At 47.2% G+C, this 21,519-nt stretch carries 20 protein-coding genes; 7 read left to right on the top strand and 13 right to left on the bottom strand.

Annotation, left to right across the window (positions count from 1 at the left end; translation table 11 throughout):
• Nucleotides 1-24 precede the first annotated feature (24 nt).
• Nucleotides 25-342, top strand: a complete 318-nt coding sequence (gene cyaY / locus NAF29_RS01050) for an iron donor protein CyaY (RefSeq protein WP_251259585.1) — start codon at nt 25-27, stop codon at nt 340-342.
• A 22-nt stretch (nt 343-364) separates the two neighbouring features.
• Here the strand turns inward: cyaY and NAF29_RS01045 are convergent, their stop codons facing one another.
• Nucleotides 365-2,866 (bottom strand): class I adenylate cyclase, encoded by a 2,502-nt coding sequence (locus tag NAF29_RS01045; RefSeq protein ID WP_251259584.1) that lies wholly within the window; start codon nt 2,864-2,866, stop codon nt 365-367.
• A gap of 222 nt (nt 2,867-3,088) precedes the next feature.
• Here NAF29_RS01045 and hemC point away from each other — a divergent pair, with 222 nt between their 5' ends.
• Genes hemC through NAF29_RS01025 form a run of 4 tightly spaced genes read left to right on the top strand, consistent with a single transcriptional unit; the run spans nt 3,089 to nt 7,308 of the window.
• Entirely contained in the window at nt 3,089-4,012 is a 924-nt protein-coding gene (gene hemC, locus NAF29_RS01040) for a hydroxymethylbilane synthase (RefSeq protein ID WP_251259583.1), read from the top strand.
• A gap of 11 nt (nt 4,013-4,023) precedes the next feature.
• Nucleotides 4,024-4,749 (top strand): uroporphyrinogen-III synthase, encoded by a 726-nt coding sequence (locus tag NAF29_RS01035; RefSeq protein ID WP_251259582.1) that lies wholly within the window; start codon nt 4,024-4,026, stop codon nt 4,747-4,749.
• 7 nt (nt 4,750-4,756) lie between these two features.
• Nucleotides 4,757-6,142, top strand: a complete 1,386-nt coding sequence (locus tag NAF29_RS01030; RefSeq protein WP_251259580.1) for a uroporphyrinogen-III C-methyltransferase — start codon at nt 4,757-4,759, stop codon at nt 6,140-6,142.
• Nucleotides 6,139-7,308, top strand: coding sequence for a heme biosynthesis HemY N-terminal domain-containing protein (locus NAF29_RS01025; RefSeq protein ID WP_251259579.1), 1,170 nt, complete (start codon nt 6,139-6,141; stop codon nt 7,306-7,308). Before NAF29_RS01030 ends, NAF29_RS01025 begins: the two co-directional genes overlap by 4 nt.
• Before the next feature lie 22 nt (nt 7,309-7,330).
• Here NAF29_RS01025 and fre read toward each other — a convergent pair whose 3' ends face one another.
• The 5 genes from fre to trxA all read right to left on the bottom strand — a co-directional run bounded on the left by fre (nt 7,331) and on the right by trxA (nt 12,474).
• A complete protein-coding gene (fre, locus tag NAF29_RS01020; RefSeq protein ID WP_251259578.1) occupies nt 7,331-8,029 on the bottom strand; it encodes an NAD(P)H-flavin reductase in 699 nt (232 codons plus the stop codon).
• A gap of 17 nt (nt 8,030-8,046) precedes the next feature.
• Complete coding sequence (ubiD, locus tag NAF29_RS01015) at nt 8,047-9,528, bottom strand: 4-hydroxy-3-polyprenylbenzoate decarboxylase (protein WP_251259577.1); 1,482 nt, start codon at nt 9,526-9,528, stop codon at nt 8,047-8,049.
• Between the two features lie 68 nt (nt 9,529-9,596).
• Nucleotides 9,597-10,478, bottom strand: a complete 882-nt coding sequence (locus NAF29_RS01010; RefSeq protein ID WP_251259575.1) for a hypothetical protein — start codon at nt 10,476-10,478, stop codon at nt 9,597-9,599.
• A 184-nt stretch (nt 10,479-10,662) separates the two neighbouring features.
• On the bottom strand, nt 10,663-11,922 hold the full coding sequence (gene rho, locus NAF29_RS01005; protein WP_251259574.1) for a transcription termination factor Rho: 1,260 nt from the start codon (nt 11,920-11,922) through the stop codon (nt 10,663-10,665).
• Between the two features lie 225 nt (nt 11,923-12,147).
• Complete coding sequence (gene trxA, locus NAF29_RS01000) at nt 12,148-12,474, bottom strand: thioredoxin TrxA (RefSeq protein WP_251259573.1); 327 nt, start codon at nt 12,472-12,474, stop codon at nt 12,148-12,150.
• A gap of 117 nt (nt 12,475-12,591) precedes the next feature.
• On the opposite strand from trxA, the gene rhlB reads away from it, so the two are divergent.
• Together rhlB and NAF29_RS00990 are read left to right on the top strand one after the other, a co-directional pair.
• Nucleotides 12,592-13,869 carry an ATP-dependent RNA helicase RhlB gene (gene rhlB / locus NAF29_RS00995; protein WP_251259571.1) on the top strand — a complete coding sequence of 426 codons (1,278 nt, stop codon included), beginning with the start codon at nt 12,592-12,594 and terminating at the stop codon, nt 13,867-13,869.
• A 6-nt stretch (nt 13,870-13,875) separates the two neighbouring features.
• Nucleotides 13,876-15,387 carry a Ppx/GppA phosphatase family protein gene (locus tag NAF29_RS00990; RefSeq protein ID WP_251259570.1) on the top strand — a complete coding sequence of 504 codons (1,512 nt, stop codon included), beginning with the start codon at nt 13,876-13,878 and terminating at the stop codon, nt 15,385-15,387.
• 4 nt (nt 15,388-15,391) lie between these two features.
• Here the strand turns inward: NAF29_RS00990 and hemB are convergent, their stop codons facing one another.
• From hemB to ubiB, 7 genes are read right to left on the bottom strand one after another with little or no spacing between them, the layout of a single operon-like run.
• Entirely contained in the window at nt 15,392-16,390 is a 999-nt protein-coding gene (gene hemB, locus NAF29_RS00985) for a porphobilinogen synthase (protein ID WP_251259569.1), read from the bottom strand.
• Between the two features lie 3 nt (nt 16,391-16,393).
• Complete coding sequence (locus tag NAF29_RS00980) at nt 16,394-17,896, bottom strand: sensor domain-containing diguanylate cyclase (RefSeq protein WP_251259568.1); 1,503 nt, start codon at nt 17,894-17,896, stop codon at nt 16,394-16,396.
• Nucleotides 17,897-17,908: 12 nt separating this feature from the next.
• On the bottom strand, nt 17,909-18,451 hold the full coding sequence (locus NAF29_RS00975; protein ID WP_251259567.1) for a hypothetical protein: 543 nt from the start codon (nt 18,449-18,451) through the stop codon (nt 17,909-17,911).
• The gene (gene tatC / locus NAF29_RS00970; RefSeq protein ID WP_251259566.1) at nt 18,438-19,187 is read right to left on the bottom strand and encodes a twin-arginine translocase subunit TatC; all 750 of its coding nucleotides are present in this window, start codon (nt 19,185-19,187) and stop codon (nt 18,438-18,440) included. Before tatC ends, NAF29_RS00975 begins: the two co-directional genes overlap by 14 nt.
• Nucleotides 19,180-19,557: a Sec-independent protein translocase protein TatB gene (gene tatB / locus NAF29_RS00965; protein WP_251259564.1), complete on the bottom strand. Its 378-nt coding sequence runs from the start codon at nt 19,555-19,557 to the stop codon at nt 19,180-19,182. The genes tatC and tatB overlap by 8 nt, the downstream gene beginning before the upstream one ends.
• Before the next feature lie 6 nt (nt 19,558-19,563).
• Nucleotides 19,564-19,815: a twin-arginine translocase TatA/TatE family subunit gene (gene tatA / locus NAF29_RS00960; RefSeq protein WP_251259563.1), complete on the bottom strand. Its 252-nt coding sequence runs from the start codon at nt 19,813-19,815 to the stop codon at nt 19,564-19,566.
• A 55-nt stretch (nt 19,816-19,870) separates the two neighbouring features.
• Nucleotides 19,871-21,517, bottom strand: a complete 1,647-nt coding sequence (ubiB, locus tag NAF29_RS00955; RefSeq protein ID WP_251259561.1) for a ubiquinone biosynthesis regulatory protein kinase UbiB — start codon at nt 21,515-21,517, stop codon at nt 19,871-19,873.
• Between the last annotated feature and the right edge of the window lie 2 nt (nt 21,518-21,519).

Here is a 21,519-nt window from a genome sequence, read left to right as displayed (position 1 = left end):
ACAAATGCAACCCTGTAATACGCTATGAACGATACTGAATTTCACACTTTGGTCGATACGCAATTGGAATGGCTTGAAGAGCAGCTGGACGAATCCGATGCCGATATTGATTACGAGACCACCGGAGGCATTCTCAGCATTGAGTTTGCAAATGACTCTAAGGTGATTATCAACCGCCAAGAACCTTTGCATCAGCTTTGGTTAGCCACGCGCTCTGGTGGCTATCATTTTAATTATAAAGATGGCGATTGGGTGGACGATCGCAGCGGCCAACTATTTTTAGACGTGCTAGAGAAAGCCTGCTCAGAGCAAGCACAAGAAGCAATTTCGTTTCGGGATTAAAGACTGAGCAACTGAAAGTCGGTTATAAATTAACCGACTGACTCACGTTTTGTTGCGCACCTGAACTATACGGCAGAATTTGCTTCATGCCATTGCGTTCAATAATTTCGTAGAATTGTGGCAGGTTGAAATTCACCATTTGACCTTGCGCTTCAGCGGTTTCTTTTTGGCGCGATGACGAGTAAAAGCGATTGACGCTTTGCACCAACTCATCTTTTGCCCCTTTGAAATGCTCATACAATTCCACTTGGTTCTCTTCGTCAACCACGTAAATATTAAAGCCTTCGCTGCAACGTTCAAAAAAGAACTGCACAAGACCTTCACTGGCGTGGTTTTCAACAATCGCTGGCGTATCAACATGTCCCGCAGGGCGATCAAAAATATCTCGACCACCTACTTTATTGTTGGAGATGTGGCGATAGAAATCGACAGGGTTTTCAAGTTTGTGTTTATAAACCGTGCGTCGCTCAAAGAACAAACCATAGCGCTCTCCCGCCAACGTTAACAGGCGATACGAGGCGCCCACTCCCGAGCGATCGAGGCGCATAGTCATGCAGTCAAGTAACACTCGGCGCACTTGTTGCCCCACCACATGATCCAACAAATTGCTGTAGCAAAACACATCACTCCGGATGGGAATCGTTGCTTGCTTGTGCATCTTAGAAGTGAGCATCACCATGCAGTCGAGAATGGCTTCATTGCCTTCAAAATGAAATGAGTGAATCTCATTCCAACTACTGATGTACAGTAAATCGATACTGCGAACCAAGTTCACTTGCGGTTCACCAATACTGAATACGTCTTGAGATGCGTCGATGTTCACCACAGGCTGCACGTCGTCATGTCCTGATGACATATTCACAAACAACAACAACTGACGAATTTCAGAAGGTTTAATCAACTCTTCTTGGCGCGTGGCTGGCGATGTGACCGGCATAGTGGCAGCTAAGTCACGCACAATCCGACGCACAGTGTCCACTGACACTTTCGAACTTGGACTGTGTACATGGATTTCTGTGCCTGGATTTACAATGCCATTGAAGTACGCCCAAGCAATTAATTTTGACAGGTGATCACAATGCTTTTGTGCTTTGGCACCTATCATGCTGCTTGCCCGCAGGGGATGCTTATATAGGTACCAGCCTGCGGCAATTTTTCGGCCTTCTGGCACTTCCACAAATGTCACTACCGGCTCATACAAACTCGGCGCAATATTTGGATTAATTAATTCGATTTTGCTCGGCGTCATTTCAAATGATGCATACAACTTACGCGACAATACCCCAATATCTTCTGGGTTAATCGCTTCACTGATTTGATTGCGTCGAGCAAATTCAATCAGTTTTCTGAATCCCACCATAAGCGCTTCAAGCACTTCACGATAAGATGTTTTAACTTGTTCTACTTTCCAGTGCTCGCGGCGATCCAGCTCTACCAACTGCTCGGGTTGCCAATCCCAGCGGCTCACCAGCCGCTGCAAGCACACAAGTTGCCAGTTGGAATGATCCGATGGTGCGCTCAATGCAATACATGTTTTGAGGTAAAAGCAGCGGCGCGCTAAGTCTAAGCGAGCCCAGTCACTGCTCTGACGCAAATAGTGAGTCACGCGGTCGAGCACAAGACAATAGCTATCTAGCGCCAATGGGTCTTGGCTACCTGTCATCCAACGATCTTTAAAATCGTGACACAACAAGCGTGTATTCGGATATTCCTGCGAGTAAGACTCCAGCAGCAATGTTTTTAAAACCGCCTTGAATGGTGAATCAATACCTTTGTACAACTGCCACAGCGCTGCGCCAAAGTATTCTTCAGCTGGAACTCGAGCGATGCCGCCTAAGTCAACCCACTCCTCGTGATTCACAAGGTGCTGTTCAAATAGCGAAGCCACGTACTCAGAATATTGATCTTCACAGGCTACTGGCACTAAGAACCACACCAAGTTACAACCCGCAAGACGAGTGCAAGTTCGATAAAACTCATCGAGTAACAACCAGTTTTGGCTTGAACCACAGTTCTCTTTGCTAATGGTTTGCTGACGGCTACGAACAAATTGCTCGGGGTCAACCAAGAAAAAGTTAGCTTCAACTTTGAGTCGGCTCGCCCAGTCGGTAATGCGTTGGCACTTTTGCTCTAATTGCATGCGCTCTGGCGCATTCAATGTTGAATCGTAAATGATCCAAATATCTAAATCTGAATCACAACACTGACCTAATGACGCTGTACTGCCCATGCAATACACGCCCAATATTTTTTGTTCAGTGACTGCGGTCTGATTGAACTGTTCCCATTCTTGAAGCAAGTGACTGGCACGTTCGTCAGGCGCGTAATTATTGATACCAGCAGGGCAGTTGTCGCCCACATAACCGGGCAAGGCGGAATGATTGAAATGAAGAAGCCCTGGAATGAGATCAAAAATGCGTAACCCATCAGCAGTTAACGCACCGCGAGAGCGCAACAAACGAAGATCATTCAGCTTTTTTAGCTTATCGAGCAGGGAGTCGATGTGAATGCCGTTCGTGTCCATATCAGTCCATTGCCGCCAGCATAGGAATGCAAAGTAGCGTTTGTTGGGTGATAGAATTCTGTCGACACGATAACAACATAAAAGCGTTCAATAATTGTTCAAGATAAAACGTGATCATGGTAACGGTTTTGTCGCGTCACGTAAACCAACACTGAAGCTAGGGACTTGGGCTAGATCAATCCTAGTGTTAGCATGACGATAATTTAGAAATTGGAAGTCACCATGTCCACAATCCGTATTGCGACACGTAAAAGTCCCCTTGCGCTCTGGCAAGCCGAATACGTGACAGCTCAGTTGTTACGCTTTCACCCCAACCTTCACGTTGAGCTCGTTAAAATCGAAACTCAGGGCGATAAAATATTAGACACTCCGCTGGCTAAGATTGGGGGTAAAGGGCTGTTTATCAAAGAGCTTGAAGTCGCCATGCTCAACGGCGAAGCCGATATTGCAGTGCATTCCATGAAGGACGTTCCGATGGAGTTGCCGGAGGGTTTCGCGTTACCCATTATTTGTCCGCGCGAAGATAGCTCTGATGCATTTGTCAGCAATACCTTTCAAAGCCTGAGCGAATTGCCACTCGGCAGTGTGGTCGGTACTTCCAGCTTACGCCGCCAGTGCCAACTGCGCGCCGTTCGTCCCGATTTAGTGATTAAAGATTTACGCGGCAATGTAGGAACACGTCTCGGCAAACTCGATGCTGGTGAATACGATGCCATTATTCTTGCCAGTGCCGGCTTGATTCGTTTAGAGCTGGCTGAGCGCATCGCGCAACGTTTGCCCCATAGTTTGTCATTGCCTGCCGCAGGGCAAGGTGCTGTGGGCATTGAAACACGCGAAGACGACCAAGCCACAAAAGCCTTATTAGCGCCGTTGCATTGCGAAGAAACTGCTGTGTGTGTTCGTGCCGAGCGCGCCATGAACCGCCACTTAGAAGGCGGCTGCCAAGTGCCGATTGCAGGCCAAGCGGCACTCACAAACAGAGGAATTACTCTGACTGGATTAGTGGGCAGTACCGATGGTGCAACAATCTTGCGCGCTGTGCATTCAGGCCCAAACGATGCCCCAGAAGCGTTGGGAGTCAAAGTCGCAGAATCGCTCATTAAGCTGGGAGCTGTTCCCTTGCTTCAAGCACTCGGCGAGCGATAAATATGGGGAGTGTGCTTATCACACGCCCAAACCCCGATGGCCTAGCGCTGCAACAACAACTCGCAGCAAAAGGCCTGAAAAGCTTCGTGCAGCCTCTTTTTTACATGCAGGCCGGGCGCCAACTTCAACAATTGTCGACGCACCTTGCCAGCGCTGACATCGTCATTGCCGTTAGCAAACATGCCATTGCATTCGCCGCTCAAAGCATTTCCTTCTGGCCGCCGAACAAACAGTACTTCGCCGTTGGGTATGCCACCCAAAAAGCGTGGCAGAAACAAGGCGTTCAACACGTGCATACTCCCACCGACAACCGCTCTGAAGGCTTATTAGAATTACCTCAACTGCAATCGGTAAAGCACTCAAACATAGTGATTTTAAGAGGTCAATCGGGACGAGAATTGCTATACGAGCACTTGATTGAGCGCCAAGCCAACGTGCATTATTGTGAGTGTTATCAACGGCAGGCGGTGCCTTTTGACGCACAATCGCAATTCAACGCTTGGCAACAAGCCAATGTTGAGCAAGTCGTGATCACAAGTGCCGAACAATTGGTACGGCTTCACGAATTGTGTCCGAAAGATCAGTTAGTTTGGCTATACTCAAGGCAATTGATCACGGTCAGTGAACGAATTATCGTGCATGCTCAACGACTTGGTTTTAAGATCACGCAATTAAGTTCAGGTGCCAGCAACGCAGCATTGTTTGAAGCCGTTACAGTACAATTAGAGAAAGGTTAACACCACGATGAGCGACACCAAGGACACAGCATCTCAGGCCTCACAGGACCCAGCTGACACCACTTCGCCGGTTGTCATCGAAACGGATGCTACACCGTCAGAGCCGCCCAAAACAAAATCCAAGCGAACCCAGGCAAAAACGGCGCAAACCAAAGATTCAGCCGAAGCCTCAGATGGCTCATCACCTAAGGCTATTAAACCGTCCAATGGCAAAGCGAATACCGCGTTAGTGTTGAGTATTATTACCATTGCGTTACTGATTTTGTCGCTATCTGCCATCACTATTATTTGGCCCGAATGGGAAAAACAACTTAAAGCCGCGTCCGACTTCCAAACTGACATGAAAGCGCGCCAACAAGAAACGTTGCAAGCCTTTAATGCCATTCAGCAGTCAAGTGCTTCGCAAGAAAAAACGTACCAAGTTCTACAAGGTCAAGTCACTGATGCATTATTCACTCAGCAACGGATTCAACAGCGCCTTCAGCAGTTTGATGGCCGCAATTCCAGCGAGTGGGTATTGGCGGAAGTTGATTACTTAATTCGACTGTCAACCCGTAAATTATGGATTGAGCGCGATGTGAATAGCGCAATCGCACTGCTTAAAAGTGCCGATTTACGCGTGTCCGAATTACACGATGCTAGCCTCACCCCACTGCGGCGCAGTTTAAACGAAGATATTGCCATGCTTCGCGCGCTACCTCTGGTTGATATTAATGGCATCGCATTAATGATTGATGGCCTGATTAGCCAAATCGACAGTTTGCCAATTAATACGCGCGTCATTCCTGAGTCTATTGTGACCGAGAAAAAAGAGGTGATAACCGATGATCCCTCGGATTGGCGCAGCAACTTAATGCACACATGGCATTCGTTTATCGATGGTTTTATTTCCGTGAGTCGTCGCTCAGACGACGCCAAGCCTTTACTTGCCCCCGACCAACGCTGGTACTTAGCGGCGAATATCCGCTTGTCGTTACAGCAGGCCCAGCTCGCTGCGATGCGCTCACAGCCCATGATTTATCGCAGCTCTCTCACTCAAGCTGATCAGTGGATTAGTCAATATTTCGATAACAGTAGCAGCACCGTTTCTTATGTCCGAGAAGCTCTGGCTGAACTTGCCATTGCGCCGGTTCAAATCGAGTTGCCACAAGATCTCAGCAGCCGCCGACAAATTAGTGGTGTACTGAATGAACGCAACGTCAAAGCATCGACTCCAACCGAAAGCACAGCACCTGGGAGTGAGTCTGCGGAGCCAGAACCTGAAATCACGGCCCCTGCACCTGCCAATGCCCCCCAATCTGATGCGCCGCAACCGCAAGTAGAATTGGAGCAAGACGCGAGTCATGATACCGATGCTGAAGAGCCCTTATCGACAGAGGAGCCAAGCGTATGATTCGGATCATCATTATCTTGGTGATTGCTGCGCTGGCGGTTATTTTCGGCCCGATAGCAAGTGGCAATAAAGGTTATGTGCTGATCGCCATGGGCGATTTGACCATAGAAATGACGGTCGTGAGCTTTGTCATTTCAATGATCATCTTATTTATTGGCTTTTTACTGGTTGAGTGGACTATCAAGAAAGTTCTTCGCATCACCAATCAGTCATTTTTGTGGTTAAGCCACCGCAAGAAAACAAAAGCCTTACAACAAACATCGGATGGTTTGTTAGCCGTTGCGGCTCAAGATTGGCGCAACGCCGAAAAGCTATTATCCCGCAGTGCTCCATACAGCCACACTCCTGCTTTAAACTATCTAGTTGCAGCTGAAGCGGCAAAGCAATTGGGTCACAGTAAACGGAGTGAGCAATACTTTGAACACGTAGGAGATGCGGCGCAAACGTCGTTAGCCGTGGCTATGACAAAAGCTCGATTAGCTCACGATGCTGACAGCCGCCAATCAGCCCTGACGGTATTGGAGCAGTGGCGCAAGCGCCACCCTAAAAATGTGGCTCTGCTCAACCAAGTTTCGCGTTTATACCTACAACTCGAGATGTGGGCTGAATGGCTTGATATACTGCCGGCTCTTCGAAAATACTCTGCGACACCCCATGAAACACTAGACCAGCAAGCCACGCAAGCACAGAGTCAATATCTCGACCACATGGCCCATCATAAAGGAGTTGAAAGCACGCTGAATTATTGGCATTCATTGCCAAAAGAAGTGCAGCAAAACCCTGAGATATTAAGCCAGTTTAGTCTCACCTTGCGTCACCACGGTGCAAGCCCGCAGGCGTCAGAGTTGGTCTACGCATTACTATGTAAAACACCACATCAGGCGTTGCTTGATGAGTGGTATCAGCTACCGGTTGTTGAGCAAGAAGAAAAGTTATTGGCGGTGAAAAAGCTGCGATTAAAAGAAAGCTCGGAACGAGCGGCATTTATTGGTATGACGGCACTGCACGCCAAACATTTTGCAGAAGCCGCAGACTACCTTAAGCAAGCCATTCGCTTGGAATCACATCAACGCGATCATTTGGCGCTGGCACATGCTTTGGAACAAAGTGGAAATTACAGTAGTGCGTTAGAAGTGTATAAAAAGGCCGTAACTACGCCGGCTTAAACCGGCGCTTTAGTATCTGAGGCTAATCAATAAACGCAAATGCATCAGAGAACATGCGCTCTCTCGGCATCCCGCGCGTTAAGAATGCATCTCGCGCAATCCCAACCATTTCAAAGCGCCCGGCCATGTACAAGTCGTGGCCCGACATATCTTCAAAGTCGGTCAGCACCGCTTCATGCACTTTGCCCTTCATGCCCGTCCAGCCTGCGCTTGGTTCTTCAACTACGGCATGAACATTTAACCAATCGTGAGTATCAGCGAGATGCTTTAAACGCGGAAAATCATACAAATCAGCTTCTTTGCGAACGCCCCAGTACACATGAATAGGTAACTTTCGTGGCACATTTATCATGCTGAGCAAGATTGAATGTACATACGAAAAGCCAGTGCCACCGGCCATCAAGATGGTCGACTCATGACGTTCAGGGTGCCAATAGGCATCGCCACCGGGCAATGAAATAGTCACCTCTTGTGTAGCTTTCAAGTGCGCCATGGCCTGCCCAGCGTAGCTATCTTCACGACCAACACCGATGTGCAATTCAATTTCCTTTGCACCTTGCGGGCTGGCAATTGAGAACGGACGCTGATCATCATCGCTCAGATGCAACATTAAATACTGGCCCGGCAGATAATCAATCTGTTGCACAGGCGCTAAAATCACCCGATGGACAAAAGGTGTGAGCGCCTCAATCCGGCGCACGGTGCATTGCACCTTATTCATAACTACTCCAACTCTTATTATTGTGGTGGCTCAAGGTCGATACCGAGCTCATCCCAAATGTCGTCAACACGCGTTTTTACATCTTGCGTCATTTCAATCGGAACGCCCCATTCTCGGTCTGTTTCGCCTTGCCACTTATTCGTCGCATCCATTCCCATTTTGGAGCCAAGCCCCGCAACGGGCGATGCAAAATCTAAGTAATCAATGGGCGTATTATCAACGAAAGTAGTATCTCTCATAGGATCCATTCGGGTGGTCATTGCCCAAATAACATCTTGCCAATTGCGTGCATCAATATCTTCATCACATACGATAACAAATTTCGTGTACATAAACTGACGTAAGAACGACCACACTCCCATCATGACACGCTTCGCATGCCCCGGATACTGCTTCCGTATCGTTACAATTGCGAGCCGATATGAACAGCCTTCTGGCGGCAAGTAAAAGTCGACAATTTCTGGATATTGTTTTTGCAAAATAGGCACGAAAACTTCATTCAAAGCGACCCCTAATACGGCAGGCTCATCCGGCGGACGACCGGTGTAGGTGCTGTGATAGATAGGGTCTTTGCGGTGCGTAATACGTTGCACGGTAAACACAGGAAAGCTTTCAACCTCGTTATAGTAACCGGTATGATCACCATAAGGCCCTTCGGGAGCCATTTCTCCGGGTTCGAGTACCCCCTCAAGCACAATTTCTGCGCTTGCCGGCACTTCTAAATCATTGCCTATACAACGCACTGTTTCGGTCTTATTGCCCCGCAACAAGCCAGCAAAAGCATATTCAGACATCGTATCGGGAACCGGCGTCACTGCACCCAAAATAGTAGCAGGATCAGCGCCCAGTGCCACCGACACGGGGAAAGGTTCGCCCGGATTGGATTGCTGCCAATCGCGAAAATCCAATGCGCCGCCTCGATGCGATAACCAGCGCATGATGAGCTTATTTTTACCCAGCAACTGTTGACGATAAATACCCAAGTTCTGGCGCTTAGCATTGGGGCCACGGGTAATCGTCAGCCCCCACGTCACTAGAGGGGCGACGTCTCCGGGCCAACAAGTTTGAATGGGTAACTGGGTCAAATCGACATCATCCCCTTCAATCACCACATGCTGACAAGGCGCTTTACCCAACACTTTGGTCGGCATATTCAACACTTGCTTGTACATGGGCAATTTTTGCAATGCGTCTTTAAAACCTTTGGGCGGCTCTGGTTCTTTTAGCGATGCGAGTAATTTACCCACATCTTTCAGCGCACTCACCTCTGACTGCCCCATGCCCAATGCCACTCGCTTCGGCGTACCGAACAAGTTTGCGAGCACAGGAATGCTGTGTCCTTTGGGGTTTTCAAAGAGTAATGCTGGACCGCCCGCACGAAGGGTTCGGTCAGCAATTTCAGTCATTTCCAAGTTCGGGTCGACAGGAAAAGTAATGCGCTTGAGCTCGCCAAGTGCTTCTAACTGATCAATAAAGTCTCGCAGATCTTTGTATTTCATAATGAAGTGGGTATCTGAGCGTTGCTGGCATTATAAAATAGCCATGGGTGAAAGCGTATTCTAACGCATTATGGTTCGGCGCGGTTCAATGCTAATAATTGTTCGGGCGTATAAGGGCTCCGCTGTACAGCGAGTCGAGCAAACTGAGCCGCATTTTCGTTTAGTTCACCACGGTCTACTTTTTGTAGCACGCGAGCCAGCGTTTGTTGTGTACCAAACCGAGCCAATGCCGATGCCCCCGATGGCGCTAAACGGTCATTGTGTAAACTATCCATCATCAGCTGCTGCACTTCTGGCATAAAGCCATAAGTTTGCCCCAAAATGGGCATCACAATCACCGTAAGCACAGGAGTTTGAGCCGCATGGCTGAGTAAGGTCAAACTATCCTGCGAATCGAACTCAACAATGACGCGACCAAAAGCATCCGCCACCACATCATATTCACCACGGTCAATGGCAGCCATCATGAGCTTCGAATCTCGACAATTAAGCGCAACATCAACCAGTAATTCGGCAGGTGCTTTAGCTTTTAAATCGGGGCGCAGGTGAAACTCTCTGGCCCAATCACATTGCGCTTGACGATCGATGCGCTGAAGCACAAACATTAAATGTGCTCTGTTCTCAGCCGAGCTTAACCACTGCGCGAGGGTATATTGAGGAATATTATCTTCATAATCACTCAACAAGCGTGCCGCTGCAGAGGCAATATCAAGCGCATCAGAACTGATCGGATACGAAGACCAACTTGTAGCCCATGCCTGCTCTAATAACGTTAACTCATTCGCTTTGCGTCGCAGTTTTTGTAATGCCTGATAAACACCAAGCTCTATGGCAACGACTTGATTAGCACTGTATTGCGACAATTGTTCCGGGCTGAAATCCGTAGGACTCTGACTCACAACCAATACTTGCTGTTGGAATTCTGAGGAATGATACAAGTTATCAGACACAGCAGCGCCTACCCACAGGGGTATGAATAGACTCAACAATGTAACGATCCGCAATAATTTGCGACCTAACCGTTTCATAGTCATATAACGTTGGGTTCTGCGTTAAATATAAATACGGGAACTAAAAATTAGCTCCCGTAAATCAATTAGCGATCTTGGCTCCTTTCAGAGAAAGGCGATACGCTTATTTTTTCTTCATGGCCAAGAAGAACTCTTCGTTCGTCTTCGTCATTGCTAGTTTATCGATTAAGAATTCAATGCCGCTAATTTCGTCCATAGGGTGCAAAATTTTGCGTAAAATCCACATCCGTTGAAGCTCATCTGGCGTAGTCAGTAACTCTTCACGACGTGTACCTGAACGATTAATATTGATCGCAGGAAAAACACGTTTTTCAGCAATTTTACGATCCAAATGCACTTCCATGTTGCCGGTACCTTTAAACTCCTCATAGATGACTTCATCCATTTTAGAGCCGGTATCGATCAACGCAGTGGCCAAAATCGTTAAGCTACCGCCTTCTTCTACATTACGTGCAGCACCAAAGAAACGTTTAGGCTTGTGCAACGCATTGGCATCCACACCACCGGTCAACACCTTGCCTGATGATGGGATAACAGTGTTGTAAGCGCGCGCCAAACGAGTGATTGAGTCGAGTAAAATCACCACGTCTTTTTTGTGTTCAACTAAACGCTTCGCTTTCTCAATGACCATTTCAGCCACTTGAACATGGCGACTTGCAGGCTCATCAAAGGTAGAAGCAACCACTTCTCCTTTCACCAAGCGCTTCATCTCGGTTACTTCTTCCGGACGCTCATCAATCAACAACACCATCAATTCACATTCAGGGTGATTGGCGGCAATGGATTGAGCAATGTTTTGGAGAAGAATCGTTTTACCCGCTTTTGGCGGTGCAACAATCAAACCACGCTGACCACAGCCAATCGGTGATGCTAAGTCTAAAACTCGCGCTGTAATGTCTTCTGTTGAACCATTGCCACGCTCCATCAACATACGCTCATTGGCATGCAGAGGTGTGAGGTTTTCAAACAAAATTTTATTGCGTGAACTTTCAGGTCTGTCGAAGTTAACTTCGTTGACTTTCAATAACGCAAAGTAACGCTCGCCTTCTTTTGGCGGACGAATTTTACCGGCAATGGTGTCACCGGTACGCAAATTAAAACGACGAATTTGACTTGGAGAAACATAGATATCGTCTGGGCCTGCCAAGAACGAACTGTCAGCACTACGTAAAAAACCAAATCCATCTTGTAGAATTTCTAACACGCCGCTGCCGAAGATGTCTTCGCCACCCTTTGCGTGTGTTTTTAAAATGGTGAAAATAATGTCTTGTTTACGAAGGCGGGCAAGATTCTCGAGTTTCATGCTTTCGCCTAAAGCAACTAGCTCGGAAACTGGGGTATTTTTTAGCTCTGTTAAGTGCATAGTGGGGTTCTGCTAAACGTGTAACGTTCACTTTTGTTGTTTATATGCAGCGACAATCGCCGCAGGGGATATGATTAATTTGGAATTTCCGGGCTAATTTAGCCGCAAGAAGGGAACTCACTTAGTACCTAAACTAACACCTAGTTTTGCATTCGTCCAGAAATTAGTCATAAAAATGGCAGTAAATCAAAAATCATTACTGCCATTTCAAAGCATGCTTGAGGCTTAAATATTTTCGTTAATGAAATCAGCCAATTGACCTTTCGACAAGGCGCCTACTTTTGTAGCAGCTACATTGCCGTCTTTAAACAGCAGCAATGTTGGAATACCACGAATACCAAACTTAGGCGCAGTTTCAGCGTTTTCATCAATATTTAATTTGGCAATGGTGAGTTTTCCTGCAAACTCTTCCGCAATCTCATCTAAGATCGGCGCAATCATTTTACAAGGGCCACACCACTCCGCCCAAAAATCTACAAGTACGGGGCCAGAGGCCTTCAATACATCACTTTCAAAACTGCTATCTGTTACGTAAACAATCTTGTCGCTCATCAATCGCTCCAAAACATCGGTTAGTCGTCATATATTTCTAAAGTATATGGCGATGGGATGGATCTATTTCAAGTCATCCTGTTTATTTATTCAAGTATTAACTGATATGCTTCACTAATGAGCAAAACACATCTCTCCGAGACTCGCTTCAACGATTTTGAGCTACACCCTAAAGTGTTGTCTGCTCTCGTTGATAAAGGGTTCGAATACTGCACGCCTATTCAAGCTCAGACTTTGCCTTTGGCATTGACTGGCAAAGACGTAGCAGGCCAGGCTCAGACCGGCACTGGCAAAACAATCGCATTCCTCGCGGCGACTTATCATCACCTGATGACAACACCCGCTCGCGAAGAACGTCCCATTAACAACCCACGTGCAGTGATCGTGGCGCCTACCCGCGAGCTTGTGATTCAAATTCACAACGACGCCCAGCTTATGGCAGAGCACACCGATGTGAAGCTGCAAGTTGTTTATGGTGGCGAAGGCTACGATATCCAACGCCAGCGCTTACAGCAAGGCGTGGACATTTTGGTTGGCACAACCGGACGCTTAATTGACTACCTCAAGCAAGGTGTGATCAACCTTGATGACGTGCAGGTCATGGTGCTTGATGAAGCCGACCGCATGTTCGATCTTGGCTTTATCAAGGACATTCGATTCTTAATGCGTCGGTTGCCCGAAGCAGATAAGCGCTTGAATCTCCTGTATTCAGCGACTTTGTCGTACAAGGTACGCGAACTTGCATACGAGCACATGAATGAACCGACTCATGTTCATATTGAACCTGAGCGAAAAACCGCAGAGCAGATTAAAGAAGAGCTGTTTTATCCATCCAATCCAGACAAGATGCCACTGCTATTAACCTTGTTTGAAGAAGAATGGCCAGATAAAGCGATTGTGTTTGGCAATACCAAACACGGCTGTGAAAAAATCTGGGGCGCATTGGCGGGTGAAGAGCATCGTGTTGGATTGCTCACCGGTGATGTACCGCAACGCAAGCGCATCAAAATACTTGAGCAATTTACCAATGGTGAGCTTGATATTTTAGTCGCAACCGACGTTGCTGCCCGTGGTTTACACATTCCGTTGGTAACGCACGTATTTAACTACGACTTACCTGACGATGCTGAAGATTACGTTCATCGTATTGGCCGTACCGGTCGTGCGGGGCAGAGCGGTCATGCCATTAGCTTTGCCTGTGAGCAATACGCGATTAATTTACCCGCCATTGAATCGTATCTCGGACACGAAGTACCAGTCACTCAATATGATTCTTCATGCTTGTTGGATGATATTAAACCTGCGAAACGCATGCCTCGTTCACGCCAAGTGAATCAAAGCGGGCGAAAACGCAGTGGCGGCAACCAACGTTCGAATTATAAGCGAAGTAAATAGTTCGCAATGGCCACCCGCAATAACGACCTGTTTGCAGCCATCGATTTAGGCTCGAATAGTTTCCATATGTTGGTGGTTCGACAAATTGGCCATTCGGTGCAAACCATGGCCAAAGTCAAACGTAAAGTCCGGCTTGCCGCCGGGCTTGATGACTCACTTAACCTTTCCAAAGAAGCAATGGAACGCGGCTGGCAATGCTTGCGCTTGTTTGCCCAACGTCTTCAATATTTACCTCCTGAGAATGTCAAAATCGTTGCAACGGCAACGCTTCGTTTAGCCAATAATGTTGATCAATTTGTCACCCAAGCTGAACAGATTTTAGGGCGCCGCATCAATATCATTTCTGGTGAGCAAGAAGCAGCCTTAATTTATCAAGGCGCCGCGTACACCTCTGCCGGACAACCTCACCGCTTGATTATCGATATTGGTGGAGCAAGTACCGAGATGATCATCGGCCATGACTTCGACATTCACCAGGCCGTGAGCTTAAATATGGGGTGTGTCCGGTTCACCACTCAATTCTTTAACGCGGGTCGGTTTTCGGCCACAGCCTTTGAGTTAGCAACTGAAGCGGCCAAGCATGAAGCTCAAGCACTCGTCACCAGTTATCAACAATTCGGTTGGCAGCAATGCCTAGGTTCATCAGGCACGGTACAGGCCATTCAAGAAGTTCTGCTATCACAAGAGCTAGACGACCAAATCACCTTGTCTCGCATGCATCACCTTCGTGACCAAATCATCTCTTGCGAGCGGCTTGAGCAACTAAATATCAAAGGCTTAGCTGAAGATCGCAAACCTGTGTTTGCCGGTGGTTTGGCTATTTTGATTGGACTATTTGAAACATTTGGCATCACAGGTATGTCAATTTCGGGGGGAGCACTGCGCGAGGGCTTAATTTACGGCATGATTAATCAGCCCATCGAGCCGGGCGTACGACAATCGACCCTGTCTGCACTCATCCACAAATATCACATAGAGCCACGCCACGCAGAACAATGCCGTGCGACCGCATTGGCTCTGTTTGCACACTACAAAAATCAATGGCCCATTGAATGCCATGAGGGCGAAGAACTCTTGGGGTGTGTCGCACTGCTCCATGAACTGGGCTTAACCGTGGGCTTTGCCGATTCCCACAAGCATGCTGAATATATTTTAAATGTGACCCAACAACCGGGATTCAGTAAAATTCAGCAAGCGCTGTTGGCCACCTTACTTGGCAATAGTAAAGGCGAAATAGACAGTCAAAGCATTGAGAGTTTAAGAGGTTATAAAGCAGAACAAGCATTTGGGCTGTTGCGGATATTACGTTGGTCTATTCTACTCACAAGTCATCGCTCATCGAGCTTGATACTACCATCAGAAATCCTAACCGATGGCGTTGACACTCATTGGAACATGCCTGCGGGTTGGCGGAGTAGCCATCCGCTAACCGCTGCTGACTTACTTGAAGAGCAAGCCATTCAAGCCAAAGTTGGCTGGAAATTTAACGTCAGCAGCCTTAAAACACCAAGCCACTAACGCTCTAGCCCTGTTTAAGCCAGCGTGCCACATCAACTGCAAAGTAGGTCAAAATAGCGTCTGCGCCTGCACGTTTAAATGCTAATAAAGACTCCATCACTACCGCTTTTTCATCAAGCCAACCATTTTGGCTTGCAGCCTTCAGCATGGCGTATTCACCACTGACTTGATAAACCATAGTGGGCACTTTAAATTCCGTTTTCACACGATGTACGATGTCCAAGTAGGGCATTCCTGGCTTCACCATCACCATGTCGGCCCCTTCGGCTAAGTCGAGTGCAACTTCTCTGAGCGCCTCGTCGCCGTTTGCTGGGTCCATTTGATAGCTGTATTTATTGCCACCTTTTAGATTACCCGATGAGCCGACTGCATCACGAAACGGACCATAGAAGCTTGAGGCATACTTTGCAGAGTAAGCCATAATGCGCGTATGAATATGACCGTCGGACTCAAGAGCGGCTCGAATAGCGCCCACTCGGCCATCCATCATATCTGAAGGGGCAACGATATCAGCGCCGGCATCAGCATGAGACACGGCTTGCTTAATCAACACCTCAACGGTTTCGTCATTCATGACATAGCCAGTTTCATCCAACAGACCGTCTTGTCCATGAATGGTAAACGGGTCGAGCGCGACATCAGTCATCACGCCCAGCTCAGGCTGACGCTGTTTTAGCGCTCGAATCGCTCTCTGCGCAAGTCCATTTGGATCGTACGCTTGTTCTGCTAACTCAGTTTTCACGTCAGCAGGCGTCACCGGAAAAATTGCGATTAAGGGAATACCCAGCTCCACTAATTCATCAGCAACATCCGTCAGAAGATCGATAGAGACACGCTCAACACCCGGCATAGAAGCAATGCTCTCACGCTGCTTTTCGCCTTCGAGTACGAAAACGGGGTAAATCAAATCTGCTGCGGTTAACTGATTTTCAGCCATTAATCGACGTGAAAATGCATCTTTTCGCATCCGTCGTGGACGAATCATAGGAAACTGAGCTGTCATATTTTACTCCAAATCGAATGGCAAGCTCGCATGAGGTGATCCATTTGAATCACCCACGGCCTGAACTTGGTATTGGTCACGACCAGCAGATTTAGCTTTGTACAAAGCCTGATCCGCAGCGGTTAAAAGATCTTCAGGACGCAGATCATTGTTCGCAACAGCGTCTGATATTCCGGCGCTAATGGTCACCGTTAACGGCCCGTCACTGGTGATTAAAGGCGTTTGGCGAACAGCTGTAATGATATCTTGCGCGACTTGTTTGGCACCATCGATGTGAGTGGCGGGTAAAATCACCGCAAATTCTTCACCGCCATAACGTGTCACAACATCCGTCGGACGCTTAATTACCGACTGGATGCGTTGGGCCACTTGACGAATACACTCATCTCCGACGAGGTGGCCGTAGGTATCGTTGACGTTCTTAAATCGGTCAATATCCAGCATCATCACAGATAATGGTGTTTGCTCACGCCTGCTTCGCCGAAATTCAGCAACAAACCGGCGGTCAAAGTGCTTTCTATTTTTAACGCCCGTCAAGGCATCAACCGTGCTCTGCTCTTCTAATCGACGGTTGGTTTCCTCAAGCTCTCGTAATGTAACTTCAAGCTCGAACGTTCGTTCTTGCACCTTGCGTTCTAATTCATCAGTTGCAACAGCTTGGGCTTGTAATGCTTGTTGTTGCAAACGTTGCGCGCGCTCGTAACTTTCAAGAGACTCCTTATGCGCAACAATCATATCGGTTTGAGCATCAGAAAAACTGCCTGCCAACACAAATGAAACCACCACGACTTCAATGCATATGCCAGCCATGAGTGGAATCCGGTGTGAAAATGGCCAGCTTAAAACATCTGCTCCAATCAATAACGTCAATGCAAAACCAACCGCCACGCTGGTCCAAGCAAATGCGTACGACATACCATAGTTATGTTTGGCTTGAGTCAAAATCGAGCCAACCACTACTAGAAATAGCACCATGATAAAGGCAAAGAACATGACCAGTTTAATGCTCAGCTCATTCCAGCTAAACACCATCACAATCCCCGTCAGCAATACCGCCAAACCTGTAATACGCAAACAAACGCGAAGCCATTGAGCCGTATGGAGCTTGCCTAAAAGTTCATCTGCAAAAAGCCCAATACACACCGCCGCCACAGCGCCAAAGCCTAACGCTATTTGCTGCTGATACCAGATAAGTGGCTGCCACAATAACGACAACAAACCAATTGCTGAGGCGGTCATAAACACCACGCACAAAGCATAGAGGCCATAGTAAAGAAAGCTGATAGTGCGGCTGTGCCAAAAGATAAACAGATTGTACATGGCCATCACAAATAGAATGCCGACAAAAATGCCGCTACTCATGATCACTTTTGCATGATGCTCGAAGCGCCCGTTTATAACTTCATTGATTTGCATTGCTGGCAAAGCACCATCGTTGGCTTGGGCCGCAAAAGCTACCCCTAGGATGCCAAACATGGTGAACAATAAAAAAGCAATACGACTCATCATAACGGCCAGTTATCGCAAACGAGTAACAGAAGTTTTACGTCCGGTACCATTTTTAAGGATGTAAAATGCACCTAAGGTGCCACGCTCAACAACAGCAACGTCTCCAACAGAAAAGCGCGGCCCTTTGGAGCGCATTTTCCAAACTTGTTGGTTTTTCAGCTCTAACGTTAACTTGCCGTAGGGATCTTTGGTGATTTTCACCACCTCACTTTTGATTTCGGCAATGGCTTTGGTTTGCTCCTGAACAATTTTGTTTTCTAAACCAAATTTCTGCTCAGCGCTCAACGTATCTGCGCTGTTGACCACTGGCGATTTTGTGGCAGAAGCAATCGCTGAACTCCTATCGACTCCCGCCGCAGTAGAAGTCGGGGCGGCCATTGTTGGCTTAACTTCAGGCGAGGCTGACAGTTGCTCTGTCAGTGCGTCATAGCACTCGAGACGACTACTATCATCACTGACATTTGAACATGCTTTGAATTGGGCAGTCAGGTTCGTGTCGGCCAAAGCAACGGACGAGGCGAGCACCAGGGCAATTAAACTAATTTGCTTCATCTTCGGACTCCTCATCTTTTTTGGATTTCGAATACAACGACGCCATCAGCACACCCACTTCAAACAGCAGCCACATCGGTAGCGCCAGCAGGGTTTGAGAAATAATATCGGGCGGCGTCAAAAGCATTCCTACGACGAACACCGAAACAATAACATAAGGGCGTTTTTGGCGAAGTTTTTGCGGCGTCGTGACGCCACTCACGCACATCAAAATAACAGCGATTGGAATTTCAAACGCGATGCCAAATGCAAATAATATTTTTAACACGAAATCGAGATAGCTGGAGATATCCGTCGCTATCTCAACGCCTTCGGGCGCAACACTCGTAAAGAACGCAAACGCAATTGGGAATACAACGTAGTACGCAAACGCCACCCCACCATAGAAAAGCAACACACTGGTGACTAATAGCGGCACCGCAAGACGTCGCTCATGGCGATACAGGCCCGGTGATATGAAGCCCCAAATCTGATGTAAGATCACGGGCATTGCAGCAGCCATTGAGACCACCAGCGTTAATTTAAATGGGGTAAAAAACGGAGCCGCAACATTGGTCGCAATCATGCTACTGTTCTGAGGTAACTGCGCTAATAAAGGTGTAGCAAGCCAGTGATACAAATCATTGGCAAAATAGAACAAGCACAAGAACATCACTAAAATTGCCACCACAGCACGTAAAATACGACTGCGCAATTCAATCAAATGACTGATAAGAGGTACACCTTGATCAGTCATTATTTTTCTCCGATGTTGGAGCTTTAGGTGTTTTCTTTTGTGAATCTAGTATTTGATTCTCTTCGCCAGAAGAGTCCGTTTGGTAAGGCCTTTGCACAGATTCGGCAGCATCTTTAAGTTCATCGATAGACGATTGCAACTCAGGGCTTAAATCTTTCATGCCTTGTTGCTCTGCTTTTTTCAGATCTTGTTGTAATTCGTGCAAATGAAGTTCTTGGCTAATGTCTTGTTTAACATTATTTGCCATCGTTTTCACTGAGCGCACCCAGTTCATCACATTGCGCAAAGCAGTCGGCAAGCGCTCAGGTCCCAAAACGAGAAGCCCAAGCACAGCAATCACTGCAAGTTCCCAAAAACCGATATCAAACACTATGTTTTACTTCTTTGTGTCACTTGTCTGTTTTTCTGATGCTTCAAAATCTGCATCCGCGGCATCACGTGATTGATCTGTCAATTGTTCGCTCGACTCATCTTTTTCCTTGGCAGGCTCATCGCCATTTACGGATTCTTTAAATCCTTTAATTGCTGCACCTAAATCTCCGCCCATACCGCGCAGTTTTTTTGTGCCAAACAATAAAACGACAATGGCCGCAATAATCAACAACTGCCAGATACTAATTCCGCCCATGTTCAAGTCCTTCCCAACATTATGTAATGGTTAAATAAGTTTTAAGAGTTTTACATCAAGAGCGCTTGCGGCTTAGTAACCAGCCCTTCGCCCAACACACAAATGAACCCACACCCAGAGCCATTGTTACAGGCCATTCTACGTCTAAATGCAGTACAGTTGCCATTACAGCCAAAATTGCAGCTGTTGCCAACCAATAATATGCCTGCATTTGATACATGCGAACCTTTTCGGTGTGTTTTATTTGTTGCTGATATTGTTCATTAAATTGTTTCACGGCGATTAAACCGTCATAAATTAAATTTGGCATCTCCGGCAACTTTTCTCCCCAGTAGGGAGCGTTTTCCTTAATTTCTCGCCAGAGCGCTTTTGGCCCTATCTGATTTTGCATCCAATCTTCAAGAAACGGTTTCGCGGTTTGCCATAAATCTAGTTGCGGATAAAGCTGACGCCCCAACCCTTCAACATAGAGTAAAGTTTTTTGTAACAACACCAACTGCGGCTGCACTTGCATATTGAAGCGCCTAGCGGTGTTGAATAAATTAAGCAATACATGGCCAAATGATATTTCAGCTAGCGGCTTCTGGAAAATAGGTTCGCACACAGTACGAATAGCAAACTCAAATTCTTCAACATTGGTGTCGCTTGGCACCCACCCCGACGCGACATGCAATTCAGCTACCTTACGATAATCGCGATTGAAGAATGCTAAGAAATTTTCAGCGAGGTAACGTTTGTCATCTCGGTTGAGTGTTCCCACGATACCAAAATCAACACCAATATAAAGAGGATTTTCAGGGTGCTCTCGTGACACGAAAATATTGCCAGGGTGCATATCAGCATGAAAGAAGCTGTCGCGAAAAACCTGTGTAAAAAACACTTCAACACCGCGCTCTGCAAGCCGTTTCATATTGGTATTTTGAGCGTTCAGTGCATCGATATCACTCACAGGAATACCATCAATGCGTTCCATCACAAGAATGTTTTGACGACAAAAGTCTGAGTACATTTCCGGCACATACAAGCTATCAGAACCCTCAAAGTTTCGTCTCAGTTGTATGCCATTGGCCGCTTCTCTCATCAAATCAAGTTCATCGATGAGTGTTTTTTTGTATTCAAGCACAACTTCGCGAGGACGTAAGCGTTTACCGTCAGGCAAGAAGTTTTCGGCAAGCCCAGCAAACAAGTACATCAATGCGATATCGGCATCAATAATGCGCTCAATACCAGGACGAATCACTTTGATGACAACATCTTGGAGGTTGCCATCCAATTGCAGTCTCGCTCCATGCACTTGAGCAATAGAAGCCGAGGCCATGGGCGTGGCTTCAAAGCTCTCGAACACATCGGTCACTTTCTGCCCCAGAGCTTTTTCAATTTGAGTCAGCGCTTCAGCTTCACAAAATGGAGGCACTCTGTCTTGTAACTTGGCTAATTCTTCGGCGTATTGGGGTGGCAGTAAGTCGCGCCGCGTTGACAGCATTTGGCCAAATTTAACGAATACCGGCCCTAACTCTTCTAGCGCCAAGCGTAACCGTGCAGCGTCACACTCATGTTTTGCCTTGGGGCGGATCCAAAACATGGCAAAACGACCATATTTGACATACCACGGCAGCCAACTTGCAGGAAAAAGTAGATCGAGGCGGTATTGCCAAAAGATACGAGTAATTTGATAGAGACGTTTGTGCTGCTTCAACAACATGT

Origin of the sequence: Echinimonas agarilytica, assembly GCF_023703465.1 — a bacterium.
Taxonomy (GTDB): domain Bacteria; phylum Pseudomonadota; class Gammaproteobacteria; order Enterobacterales; family Neiellaceae; genus Echinimonas; species Echinimonas agarilytica.
This window is presented reverse-complemented; position numbering and strand designations above follow the sequence as displayed.